The organism is Pseudoalteromonas sp. MSK9-3, assembly GCF_003590335.1.
Taxonomy (GTDB): domain Bacteria; phylum Pseudomonadota; class Gammaproteobacteria; order Enterobacterales; family Alteromonadaceae; genus Pseudoalteromonas.
Map to the genome: position 1 here is coordinate 56915 of NZ_MIET01000035.1, position 12707 is coordinate 69621.

Here is a 12707-nt window from a genome sequence, read left to right on the forward strand (position 1 = left end):
TCAGTTTGTCTCGTTAAGTTTCTAAGCTAGCGAGAGGAAAAACCCTGCAATTGCGGCGCTCATTAGGTTAGCCATTGACCCTGCTAAAACCGCCCTGAGCCCTAAGCGTGCGATATCCTTTCTTCGACTCGGCGCCATACCGCCAAGTCCGCCTAGTAAGATAGCAATCGATGATAAGTTAGCAAATCCACATAACGCGAATGTGACAATCGCTTGTGTATGTTCACTTAACGTATCTCGATAATTCATAAAATCTAGGTAAGCAACAAATTCGTTAACTACCAATTTTTGGCCGATGAAGCTACCTGCAGTAACTGCTTCGTGCCAAGGTACACCGATTAGCCAAGCAACTGGCGCAAAGATGTAACCCAAAATCTCTTGTAATGTCAGTGTTGGGTGGTCAAATAGCCCACCAATATTGCCTAACAGGCCATTTAATAGAGCAATCAATGCGACGAATGCGAGTAACATTGCACCAACATTCAGGGCAAGGTGCATCCCGCTTGATGCGCCGCCAGCAGCTGCATCAATAACATTGACTGGCTTTTCATCGTTTGCACTGACATCAGCTAAGTTTTCTTTGGGAGTTTCAGTCTCTGGCACAATCATTTTTGCCATTAAGAAACCACCCGGTGCCGCCATAAAGCTTGCCGCAATCAAGTATTTTAGCTCAACCCCTATTGCTACGTAGCCTGCCATAACTGATCCTGCTACGGTTGCTAAGCCACCAACCATCACTGCAAACAATTCCGACTTCGTCATTGTAGGTATGAAAGGCTTTACAATCAGTGGCGCTTCAGTTTGTCCAACGAAAATGTTAGCAGTTGCTGATAACGACTCCGGACGCGATGTTTTCAGCAGCTTTTGCATCCCACCACCGAGTATTTTAATCATCCACTCCATGATGCCAATGTGATACAACACAGCGACTAAAGCAGAGAAGAAAACAATCACGGGCAATACTTGCACGGCAAATATAAAACCAAGCGCTTCTTTATCGGCTAAAGAGCCAAATAAAAAACCAATACCATCGTTAGCGTAACCAATGACAGCCGATACACCAGAAGATATACTGGCCAACACGTTTTTGCCTGCTTCTACAAACAGGATAAAGCCACCAATCAGTACTTGCATCGCAAAAGCAATACTGACTGTTCTTTTATTTATAGCACTTCGGTCAGTTGAAAAACCGTATGCTACGCTTAGCAGCATAAACATGCCGACCAAGCTCATTATTGTTGTCATGCCAGAAAGTCCCGTTTTATTCTTGCAGTAAATATTTTATTTTACTTTTAATTATATCAATCGCAACGCGATTCATACCGCCACGGGTCACTACCAAGTCAGCATTGTGCTTTGACGGCTCAATAAACTGATAAAACATAGGTCTTACCGTAGCTTGGTATTGTTCAACCACTGACGGTAAGCTTCTACCGCGCTGCTCGATATCTCGTTGCATTCGGCGCAGTAAACAGATATCTAATGGTGTGTCTATAAACACCTTGATATCGAATTCTTCACTAAGTGCTGAATCGCTAAGTAGCAATATACCTTCAATAATTAATATTTTTGCCGGTATTACTGTACGCGTTTCGCTGCTACGTGTGTGTTGAGCATAGTCATAAGTAGGGACTTCAATGGTTTTCCCTTGCCTTAACTGCTCTAAATGCTGTCGTAGTAAATCATGTTCAAACGCATCCGGATGGTCATAATTTGTTTGCGTTCTATGTTCAAACGGAAGATGCGATTGATCTTTATAATATGCATCTTCTTCTATAATGGCGATAGCACCTGTTTCAAGCTCATTTACTAGCTCATTATAAATTGTTTGTGTAAAGAGAGATTTGCCAGAAGCAGAGGCTCCAGCAATAGCTATAATTGTTCGTGTCACTAAAGTTCACACCCAGCTGTCGTTAACGTTGGAAGATCACAATAGCAAAAAAGACACGATTAATCTCTTTTGCTTCGCTTAGGTTGCAAATTTAGCGACTTTGACGCTGACAAAACAGGACTTTTGTCCTGTGAGACAAAACAAGATTTTTCACGTGGCGGGTGAATTTTGTTATGCTTTTATTACAGCGGACTTATGTCCTGTAAATTATTGCAGTGCAACAATAAAGTAGCAATCTCTGAGAGCGTGACAGGACTAATGACGCATAAAAGAAAACTCAGATAGTTTATTAAAGAGGTGATTTATGGCAAGAGCAATCATACTAATGGCAGATAGCCTCGGCGTGGGTGCTGCACCGGATGCAGAAAAGTTTGGCGATGTAGGTTCCAATACACTTGCTCACCTTTTAGAAGCGTATAAAGCAGACACAGGTAATGCACTTCCTATACCTAATTTGACGAAGCTAGGTTTAGTCGACGCATGTGAATCAGCAGGTAAAAAAGCCTGTCAGGTTGCAGAGCGCCAACCACCAGAAGCCGCTTGGGGTTATGCCAAAGAGCTTTCTAGTGGTAAAGACACTCCTTCGGGTCACTGGGAGATGGCAGGTGTGCCTGTTTTATTTGATTGGGGCTATTTTCCAAACACGACACCGTGTTTCCCCCAAGCGTTTATCGATGAACTATGTAAGCGAGCAGGTATCCCAGGCATATTGGGAAATTGCTACGCGTCAGGTACGACTATTTTAGAGCAACTGGGTGAAGAGCATGTAAAAACAGGCATGCCAATTTGTTACACCTCAGTTGACAGCGTTTTTCAAATAGCCGCTCATGAGCAATCGTTTGGCCTTGACAAGCTTTATCAAGTATGTGACATCGCACGGGCACTGCTTGATGAAATGAATATAGGACGAGTAATTGCGCGGCCGTTTATAGGCACTTCGAGTGCCGACTTTATTCGAACGGGTAATCGTAGAGATTACTCTGTATTACCTCCAGCACCAACGTTGCTAGATAAGTTGGCTGAAGACGGTGGTGAGGTGATAAGTATTGGTAAAATAGCCGATATTTATGCGCATCAAGGCATTACACAAAAGCATAAAGCACCAGGACTGATGAATTTATTAGATAAAACATCAGAGGTGATGGATGAAGCACCAGATCATAGTTTGATCTTTACGAACTTAGTCGATTTCGACGAGAAGTTTGGCCATCGACGTAAACCCGTTGGTTATGCTGAGGCACTTAAGCAGTTTGATGACTATTTGCCAACTATACTAGGTAAGCTAGGTGCGAATGATTTACTGATCATTACCGCTGATCATGGTTGTGATCCGACAGCGCCAGGTACTGATCATACGCGAGAGTACGTGCCAGTATTGGCATATACACCGGGTATGAAAAATACTCCCTTGGGAGAAAGACAAAGTTTTGCAGACATAGGTCAAACCCTTGCCCAGTGGTTTAATTTATCTGCGCTTGAGTATGGTGAAGGTTTTATTTCTTCACTTAACAAAGCATAAAGAAGGAAATAGGTGATGAGCACTCCTCATATTAACGCAAACAGTGGTGATTTTGCTGAAACGGTATTAATGCCTGGTGATCCACTACGCGCTAAATACATTGCAGAGCATTTTTTAGAAGATGCACGTCAGGTAACTGGTGTACGTAACATGTTTGGTTTTACAGGTACATATAATGGTAAACCTGTGAGCATCATGGGCTCTGGTATGGGGATCCCATCAATGTCTATTTATGCTCGTGAACTGATTGTGAGCTATGGCGTTAAGAACCTGATCCGTATCGGTACTTGTGGTGGTATTAGTCAAGATATCAAAATACGTGATGTCATCTTTGCACAAGGTGCAAGCACAGATTCGAATGTTAATCGTGCACGTGTACGTGGCTATGATTTTGCAGCGATTGCTGATTTTGGGTTACTTGAAAACGGTATCAATTCAGCACGTAAACTTGGTATTGAAGCAAAAGTAGGTAACGTATTTACGACTGATACGTTTTATCAAGCGGATGATACGTTTTATAAAGAATTAGATAAGCTTGGCATTATGGCTGTTGATATGGAAACCGCTGGCATGTACGGCGTAGCTGCTGAATATGGTGCTAAAGCCATGGCTTTGTTTACTGTTAGCGACCATGTTATTACAGGTGAAGCAACGCCTGCTGAAGAACGTCAAAGCACCTTTAATGAAATGGTCAAAATTGCATTAGAATCAATTTAAAGAATTATGTTTACTGAAGTGATTCAGTAAACAAACCAGTTCCTTGGTAACGTAATCGCAGAGTTTTGGAGACACGCCTAAAACAAAGCGAATCACACCCAAAAAACCGCACCTAGTGCGGTTTTTTTTTACTTTCACAGAGCGATAAATCTCATGAATGACATGATTTGCCGTTGAATTTGTAATAATTTATATAAACATTTGACGTTATAAAGATAGCAGTGACAATTGGGTGTTCGCTTTAAACCGATTATTGGTATTTTTAAGTCAGCCCAGTGGGTTTTGTGCTTATCAACTAGTATCGGCAGCATATTTGAACACTGGAGTTATCATGTATTTCAGCCGTACGCTACGTCACCTCGTTACTTTATTCATTTTCTGTTCATTCGTGTCTATTATTGTCTTATCACTAAAAGTTTAGAGTGGTAGGCATGTCGGTATCTTTTTTACTGTTATCTTCTTGGTTAATGTTGCCTATATCAATTACAGAGTTAAGTAATTTCAAAGGGTTATCGGTAAATAAGCCGAAGCAAGCGTTAGTTGAATACCCAATCTTAGTTAATCGTTACCAAAACGACACGACAAAACAAGTGGCGATGTTGCATTTTCATGCGCTGTCTGCGGCTACAAGAGCCCGAGATTGGCCTGCTTTTTTGAACATTCTCGATGAAATTTTTTCTGAGAAATTAAAAGTATATTTTGATGAAGAAAGGTTACAGATCCTATCTAAAATTGGGGTTGCTTATCGATTAAACGGCCAACTCGAACAGGCAAAAAAACATTACCAATGTGCTTTTGAGTTTGCGGATAATAATATTGAGCTTGCACAGTTAAAAGTGAATCAGGCGATTGTTTTTCGCTTGCTAGAGCAGCCAGCGTTGGCTTTCCAACTATTAGAAAGTGTAGATATAGACAAGTTGTCTGAGCGAGTTAAAGCTGGTTATTGGGTGGTGCGTGGCAATATTAAGCAATCTATTGGACATTTTGAAGAAGCACTTGAAAGCTTTGAACGAGCCCATAGGCTGTATTTAAATGTAGATAATAGAAGTGCTGAAGCGGGCGTCACAGGCAATATATTAAGCACAGCATTGGCTGCTAATAAGCTAGAGGTGTTTAGTCAGTATCGAGCTGACTTTAATTCTAAAGCCAGTGAATACTATCCACAATTATCAGATTATTTAGAATGGTTAGATATTATTGCTTATTCATATAAAGCTCAAAGCCTTAGCACAGCAAACCATGCGTGGCTTAAAAAACATGTAGACATTTTTGTCGAGCGAGGTTTTGGGGATTCTATTTATGCACACTTACAACGTGTGGGAGCGGCACAATTGTACCCTGCTGGTAAAACGATGAAATTTAGCGCTTACAAATTGCCAGAAAAGCTTGGCTCACCTTGGTGTGGACAGCTTTGACTTTATACGCATTTCTGCCATGGTTAAAAGTATCATAATAAAGATGCGAGTAGCATTATGGCACAATGGGTTTCGGGTAAAATTGTAGAGTTTAATTGGTGGACACCAAGCCTTTTTAGCATCAAGGTAGCAGCGGATATAAAACCATTTGTGGCAGGGCAATTTACAAAATTGGCACTGAACATTGATGGTAAGCGTGTTGCTAGAGCTTATTCTTTTGTTAACGCGCCACAAGACCCTTTGCTTGAATTTTACTTAATAGAAGTCCCTGATGGGCGATTATCGTCGCATTTAGCCACGTTAGATGTGGGAGATAGTGTTGATATAGAAGCTGATGCGCATGGTTTTTTTACACTAAATGAAGTGCCTAAGGCGGATGTATTATGGATGCTCAGTACAGGCACTGCAATAGGGCCCTTTCTGTCGATGTTAGCAGAAGGAAAAGTATGGGAGCAGTTCAAGCGTGTTATTTTGGTACATGGAGTCAGGCATAATACCGACTTAACGTATCAGGATAGTATTCATGCCACGGCCGCACTGTTCAAACAGTTTACTTATATACCGCTCGTAACAAGAGAACACCCCGAACATGGATTACGAGGCCGTGTTACTGACTTAATTGACTCAGGGGCATTACAAGCACATTGTAAAATGAACCAATTCCCTGATAATAGTCATTTTATGATTTGCGGTAACCCGCAAATGGTAAAAGACACAACGCAGCTTTTATTAGCACAAGGTTTTACTCGACACAGAAGAGCAGAACCTGGCCATATAACCGTCGAACAGTACTGGTGAGCTTTAAAATTAACGATATGTCTGTTATGTTAACGTGAATTTGTACCCTACTTGGTTATCATGAAATATATTATTCTTCTTTTTGTTATTCTTACGTCTTTTTTATGCAGTGCAAACCCCGCGTTAGAAAATGCCGTTAACCCAACCGATGTGGTGACGACGGAACAAGAACGACTGGCGTCACAAGTTGTTGATGAGTTGATCTTGGCCTACAATAACAGAGATATTGAAGCGTTTCTTTCATTGTACGCTGAGGATGTTGAGTTTTATATGTATCCACAGACGTTGATGTTTACTGGCAAAAAGAAGTTGATTGAACGCTATGGACTAATGTTTAAGAAAACAAAATGTTTAAAGTCAACGTCATTAAAGCGCATTACACATGGGAATATTGTTATTGATCATGAATCGTCGCAGGTGTGCTTTAAGGATAAAAATACTGTTGATAAATATTCTGAGTTTGTAACAAGTTACCAGATTGATGGTGGAAAAATACGTAAAGTTGTATTTTTCAGATAACTTTTAAAAGATTAGGCACATTTTTATGAGTCAAGATAAGAGATTACACTTGTTGTATCGAGTTGAACCTGGATGCTTAGGGCCAACCGGTATTGACTTTGTTGAGGGCTTTTGCGAATTTGCTCAAAAGAAAATAAAAGCGCCTGTTTATGCTCAGTTTGGTTTTGTGCCTCGATACGATAAGGCGTTACCTGAAAGAGAGTATACCATTGGTAATAAAAACCTCTCAGATACACAAGTCATCGCGTTTTTAGATAAGTTTGATAAAGAAAAGAGTGATTTTGAAGATCAGATCGACGAATTGCTTTCACATGCGATCGACGCGTATTTAAACCGACTTTAAATATGTGACTGAAAGACGGCAATACCAAATGTGTATTGCCTCAGTTTATTTGAAATACACTCCCGCTTGCTCGGTTAAAATGACATACATATAGGGATCAATAGTATCAATGCATGTTACTTTAGATCATGTACTCAAATTCTTAAAGTTGTCGTTGTCGTGCAAACTTGTGAAAGCTGCTTCATTTAATAATTCGTTTTTCAGATGAGGAGCATACTCAAGTGCCATGCGGATGTCAGCGAGTGCATCAGTATGCTGATGGAGCATAGCGAATGCACAAGCCCTTTGCCAAAATGCGTACCCATAGTCATTATCTAATTCAATCGCCTGATTACAAAGCTGAATAGCAATACCTGTTTGACCTAGTTCCAAGAGCGCGTCTGCTTTATAGGCGATGGCTTCTACTTCATCTGGTTTACGTTTGAGTATTTCATCATATATCTCTATTTTAGAGTTCATATCACTTTCAAGATTTGCGCGCATCCATAGCGAATGGACTTCGTTGGTTATAGTGATTTTTTTATGGTTATTTAATATTTCTTCTGAACGTTCTTTTAGTTTAGATTCAAGTACTTGCAAACGCTGTTCGTATTCATCGGTAATATCGCCTACACGACGATTTACAATATCTTCTACTTTACTTTTTATGTCTCTAAGAGAGTTCCATCCTACTAGCATTAAAATAGACGCTGTGGCAGTGATAATAAACAGAATATTGTTAACAGTATCAGTGGTGTAAGTGAGTGCACGGTCGGCCGCATCGAGCTGAGTATGCGTGATTTGTTTAGTGACATCTTCACGTAATTGTTGCTGATCTTGACGGACCGCTTTGAGTTCATCCAGTATATAGCGTTCAATGAGTGGTTGATAAAGTGGGCTTTTAACATGCTCAACAGCGTGGGTGGCTGAGGTATTAGGATCTGTTGGCTGCTGTGCTAAAGCGCTATAACTAAATAATAAAAGAGTAATAAAAAGGAGTGTGTATTTCATAATGACCAAGATCTAAAAACGCAATGAATGCATGGTGCATCAGTTATCGATAAAATGCAAAGGACATTGCAGAACGATGTTTTGATTTTGCTTTAATGCGCATTAAAGCTCATAATTCAGAGTACGTGAGTACAGGTGTAGGGTTAATGCGAGTAATCGTCTTTATTGGGCTTTGTTGTTTTTATGCTAATGCCGAGGAACCACAGTTGCAAGTGGTTACTGAAGAGTGGGTGCCTTATAATTTTACTAATAATAAAGGTGAAATTGATGGCCGGGCAACAAAAAAAGTGCGTGAAATATTGGCCGATGCCAGCATCAGTTACGATATTCAAAGCTACCCATGGGCAAGATCCATGAAACTGGCACAAACTGATCCTAACACCATGATATATTCTATATACCGCACGCCTGAACGCGAAAAGCTATTTCAATGGGCCTGCCCGTTATTACAGCCCGTCAAAGAGTACTTATTTAAATTAAAAACCAGAAAAGACATTAATTTAACGACTTTAGATGATGCTAAGCAATATTTGGTGTCCGTGGTGCGAGGTAGTGTATCAAATGAATTTTTAATAAAAAATGGCTTTGAAAATGGCACTAATATTGATATCACCGCAGACCCCAGTTCTAGCCCGAGAAAGCTGTTAGCAGGTTATACAGATTTGATAATGACCACAGAGTATACCGCTTTTGAAAGTTTGAAAGCACTTAACGTTGCATTCGATAAGATTGAGATTGCACTAGAAGTTACTAATACCAATGACAATAAAGCGTGTGTCGCTTTTAGTCATACTACAGATAAAGCGTTAGTTGATAAAGTGAGAGCGGCGTTGAAGCGACATAACTTACGCCATATTGGACCTTAATGACGCATCTAGCTGTGCGCTTATATATGGCGTTAGAGTGAGTACAGTGATGTTAGCGCAAATGATTTATTCATATAAGCGCCGCTTGCTCAACAATAATGGCATGCCTTTGAGCCAGCCTTTTATGGTCTCGGTCATAGCCACCACCAATCACGGTTGCAACGGGAACCCCTGCACTTTGACAGGTATTAAGTACTAAAGCATCACGCTTTTCAATACCTTGCCAAGTAATATCAAGCTTACCGAGCCCATCGTGTTCCCATACATCTACGCCAGCATCATAGAGCACTAGATCTGGGTTAAGATCGGCAATGAGTCCCTCTAAGGTATTTTTTACGATGTCTAAATATCGCGTGTCGGATAGATTGTTTGCCAATCCAATATCTAAATCACTGTCGTGCTTACGAAAAGGAAAGTTCTTTTCACAGTGCACTGAACAGGTGAAAACATAGGGATCATGCTTTAACATTGCCGCAGTGCCATCGCCTTGATGTACGTCTAAATCGAAGATTAGGACATTATTGACGTGCTTATTTTTCACGAGCGTGGTTGCAGTAAAAGCGAGATCATTCACCATGCAAAAGCCAGATCCAAAATCATAATGTGCGTGATGTGTCCCTCCTGCTAAATGGCATGCTATGCCATGCTCTAATGCCAGTTCTGCTGTTTTTAAAGTACCCAGCGGCGCGGTGAAAGTTCTTGCCATGAGCGCTTCTGACCAAGGTAAGCCAATTCTACGCATTACTTTATCAGACAGCTGATTGTGCCAAAGATCCCATAGGTAGGATTCACAGTGAACTAATTCTAAGTCGCTAGGTGTCCCCAGTTCAGGCTGATATAGGTTATTTGTGATCAGACCCTGTTGTTGTACATAGTGATATAAGTTAGCAAATTTACTCATAACAAAGCGGTGTTTTGGGTCGAAACTAAATGAGTAGTTTGGATGATAAACGAGTGGTAAATTTGGATTTATAGTCATGATTTATGTATTAAAGGCCGTTAATTTTATTTTAATCAGTACTAATCGGATTAGCAGATTGATCATGGATTTAGATTAAATAATAGATGGCAGGTTACAGTGTGCGATCTTAGCTATATAACCTCAGCTCTGGATAAGCGAATTTGCCCAATAAAGCTATTTTTCACACTCTCGGTGTTGCTTTCATTTGTAATAGCCCGCTATTGCTGCATAAAAGCGCCTTGATATTGAGTAAAATATCATCATTGGATTGTAGTTAAGTTTGTTTTCAAAACATTTTCTATTCCAAAACCTTTATCCAAACCTGAGGTTATATAGTAACTTTTTTTGATGTGGTGTACGAGGCTACAATAAGGCATGCCCCTATAATTTTTTTACGGCATAGATATATAGACAATGGGGAACATCATAGCTGGGAGTTGATCTGAGTAATGATCAGTCGAAGAACAAGATAGTCAGTGATAAATTTATCTATTAAGTTGGCCTTCTCACTGCGCTAACGTGACAGCGCAGTGAGGGGCGCGTCGTTCAAGATGGGTACTTATATAGTACTCATTAAGAAAATATAACGTAAAAAACTGCAAGGCAATGGCGCTAAATTAAGCGATTAACTCAGGCAAGCGCTACTGAGGTAAGCACTATTCAGGTAAGTACTATTCAGGTAAGTACTATTCAGGTAAATGCCCTGTTTTTACCAAAATGATGGTGTTTTCATCTACAAAAGGGTGATGTGTACTTAAGTGTGGGTTGCGTAACCATGTGCCTTGTGGATAGTGACCATATTCATCTTTAAATACACCACTTAACACCAAAATTTCTTCACCACCATAATGGCGATGTGGCACGAAAGCTTCTCCTTTTGGCCACTTAACTAATGCCGTGTGCTCCGTGCCAAAAGAATGCAATGGCATAACGCGCAGACCCCCTTGCCCTGCTAACCACTGCGCGCTGTGGGTGTTAATGCGCACAGACTGTGAGTCTGACCTTGAGAATTGATTGAGCTTAACAAAAAGTGTACAGCCAGTATCGCTAAAAGGGGTATGTTTGCTGCCCGGCGGATTTCGAATATAACTGCCAGCAGGGTAGTCACCCTGTTCATCAGAAAAGATGCCGTCTAGTACAAAAATCTCTTCCCCAAGAGGGTGAGTGTGCTCAGAGAACGCTGATCCAGGTGCATATCGAACAATGCTGGTTGCATGACCAGACTCTGCACCTTCCCTTGCTAGTGGTTTTCGCTCAACGCCAGTGAGTGGGCTGGGCAACCAAGGCTGAGCAGGTGTATCAATTTGTACTCGTTGTGCAAAGTCGACATTTAATTTTTGTATTGTTGAAGTCATGCTGTCACCTAGTTTCTGCCAGCCATTACACCACCATCCACATTGAGTATAGTCCCTGTTACCCAACTGCTTTGTTCACTGAGCAAGTAAATAATGCTATTTGCAACATCGTTTGATGTACCAATACGGCCCAATGGGTGAAATTGGTCAAAGCTTGCCAGTGCACCATCCACTTCTTTTGGGTCAATAAAGTGGTTATAAATTGGAGTATTAACAACCGCAGGCGCGACCGCATTCACTCGAATGTTATGTTCGGCGAGTTCCATCGCCAAATGTTGTGTTAAAGCGTGTAACCCTGCTTTTGCCATTGAGTAGGCTGAAGATGGTGTGGCTTTTATTGCTTGATGAGCCCACATGGATCCGATGTTAACAATTGCTCCTTGTTGCGCTATTTTCATACGTTTAACTGCTGCTTGCGTTATGAAAAATAAACTTTTATTGAGTGCCATGTATTTTTCATAATCGTCGAAAGAGTGCTCAGTAAAGGGCATGGGGCTAAAATAGCCTGCGGCGTTCACCAGATAAGATATTGCCTCTGTTTTTGAAGTTATATAATCTTCAATACGTTGCCTGTCAGTGTCTTTGTAGAGGTCAGCCTGTATTCCTTGTACCAATGAGGAGTCTAACTGGGTAATGGCATTATTTAGTTTTACGGGATCTTTACCAATTATGACGACGGGTACGTTATATTCAATGAGTTGCTTAGCAGTAGCAAGGCCAATACCACTGCTTCCACCAACGACCATAGCGTATCCTGAATGAGAAAGTAACATAATAACTCCTGATTAATTAAACGCGACAACCGCGCTGCTTCGACGATAGAATACGGTTTAGTCCGAGTTATAAACAGTAAGCACAATTTGGTTAGGTAGGTACCTAGTGGTATATATTTATGATAAATAAAGATAAAAAAATTGAACGAATTATTGGCCCCGCACAATCAGCCCGAATGGTCGAGACCATTGTGGGCTGTAAATGGTCTTTGACGGTCTATCAATTACTGGCACAAGGGGTTAATCGCCCGGGAGAAATGGTGAGAGTCACTGAGGGGTTATCTACCAAAGTATTGAATCAGTGCCTAAAGCGTAATATTGAATTTGGCTTGTTAGAAAAGTTGAGTTACCCAGAGATCCCGCCTCGTGTTGAATACACCATTACCGAACTCGGATATAAGTTGTTGTCGATACTTGACTCGTTAACTCAGTTACAAGAAGAAATTAATAAATCAAAATAGTGTATATATCCTATTGCATACGTATTCAATAGGATATAAATAATTCATGCTCTACATTGTTATCGGTTTGTAAATAAACATTCGACAACAAAAGAGCCA

General features: G+C 40.7%; 14 protein-coding genes. 8 read left to right on the plus strand and 6 right to left on the minus strand.

What is annotated here, in order from left to right; translation table 11 throughout:
- Positions 1-21: 21 nt before the first annotated feature.
- Entirely contained in the window at positions 22-1245 is a 1224-nt protein-coding gene (locus BGP78_RS16905; RefSeq protein WP_119862480.1) for a NupC/NupG family nucleoside CNT transporter, read from the minus strand.
- Between the two features lie 16 nt (positions 1246-1261).
- Positions 1262-1891: a uridine kinase gene (gene udk / locus BGP78_RS16910; RefSeq protein ID WP_119862481.1), complete on the minus strand. Its 630-nt coding sequence runs from the start codon at positions 1889-1891 to the stop codon at positions 1262-1264.
- 304 nt (positions 1892-2195) lie between these two features.
- Between udk and BGP78_RS16915 the strand changes: the two genes are divergently transcribed.
- From BGP78_RS16915 to BGP78_RS16940, 6 genes are all read left to right on the plus strand, one after another.
- Positions 2196-3410 (plus strand): phosphopentomutase, encoded by a 1215-nt coding sequence (locus BGP78_RS16915; RefSeq protein WP_119862482.1) that lies wholly within the window; start codon positions 2196-2198, stop codon positions 3408-3410.
- Between the two features lie 15 nt (positions 3411-3425).
- Positions 3426-4127, plus strand: a complete 702-nt coding sequence (deoD, locus tag BGP78_RS16920) for a purine-nucleoside phosphorylase (protein ID WP_010365727.1) — start codon at positions 3426-3428, stop codon at positions 4125-4127.
- A gap of 431 nt (positions 4128-4558) precedes the next feature.
- Positions 4559-5542: a hypothetical protein gene (locus BGP78_RS16925; protein ID WP_119862483.1), complete on the plus strand. Its 984-nt coding sequence runs from the start codon at positions 4559-4561 to the stop codon at positions 5540-5542.
- Between the two features lie 57 nt (positions 5543-5599).
- Positions 5600-6340 carry a ferredoxin--NADP reductase gene (locus BGP78_RS16930; RefSeq protein ID WP_119862484.1) on the plus strand — a complete coding sequence of 247 codons (741 nt, stop codon included), beginning with the start codon at positions 5600-5602 and terminating at the stop codon, positions 6338-6340.
- 60 nt (positions 6341-6400) lie between these two features.
- Positions 6401-6859, plus strand: coding sequence for a nuclear transport factor 2 family protein (locus BGP78_RS16935; RefSeq protein ID WP_119862485.1), 459 nt, complete (start codon positions 6401-6403; stop codon positions 6857-6859).
- A 19-nt stretch (positions 6860-6878) separates the two neighbouring features.
- Positions 6879-7202, plus strand: coding sequence for a hypothetical protein (locus BGP78_RS16940; RefSeq protein ID WP_171044425.1), 324 nt, complete (start codon positions 6879-6881; stop codon positions 7200-7202).
- Positions 7203-7328: 126 nt separating this feature from the next.
- Here BGP78_RS16940 and BGP78_RS16945 read toward each other — a convergent pair whose 3' ends face one another.
- Positions 7329-8192 carry a TPR end-of-group domain-containing protein gene (locus tag BGP78_RS16945; protein WP_119862487.1) on the minus strand — a complete coding sequence of 288 codons (864 nt, stop codon included), beginning with the start codon at positions 8190-8192 and terminating at the stop codon, positions 7329-7331.
- A gap of 146 nt (positions 8193-8338) precedes the next feature.
- Here BGP78_RS16945 and BGP78_RS16950 point away from each other — a divergent pair, with 146 nt between their 5' ends.
- Entirely contained in the window at positions 8339-9058 is a 720-nt protein-coding gene (locus tag BGP78_RS16950; protein WP_119862542.1) for an ABC transporter substrate-binding protein, read from the plus strand.
- A gap of 70 nt (positions 9059-9128) precedes the next feature.
- Here BGP78_RS16950 and BGP78_RS16955 read toward each other — a convergent pair whose 3' ends face one another.
- The 3 genes from BGP78_RS16955 to BGP78_RS16965 form a co-directional block, all read right to left on the minus strand.
- Positions 9129-10037, minus strand: coding sequence for a histone deacetylase (locus BGP78_RS16955; protein WP_119862488.1), 909 nt, complete (start codon positions 10035-10037; stop codon positions 9129-9131).
- 668 nt (positions 10038-10705) lie between these two features.
- Positions 10706-11374, minus strand: coding sequence for a cupin domain-containing protein (locus BGP78_RS16960; RefSeq protein WP_119862489.1), 669 nt, complete (start codon positions 11372-11374; stop codon positions 10706-10708).
- An 8-nt stretch (positions 11375-11382) separates the two neighbouring features.
- Complete coding sequence (locus BGP78_RS16965; protein WP_119862490.1) at positions 11383-12147, minus strand: SDR family NAD(P)-dependent oxidoreductase; 765 nt, start codon at positions 12145-12147, stop codon at positions 11383-11385.
- Positions 12148-12266: 119 nt separating this feature from the next.
- On the opposite strand from BGP78_RS16965, the gene BGP78_RS16970 reads away from it, so the two are divergent.
- Positions 12267-12608 (plus strand): helix-turn-helix domain-containing protein, encoded by a 342-nt coding sequence (locus tag BGP78_RS16970; RefSeq protein WP_119862491.1) that lies wholly within the window; start codon positions 12267-12269, stop codon positions 12606-12608.
- Positions 12609-12707: the final 99 nt, after the last annotated feature.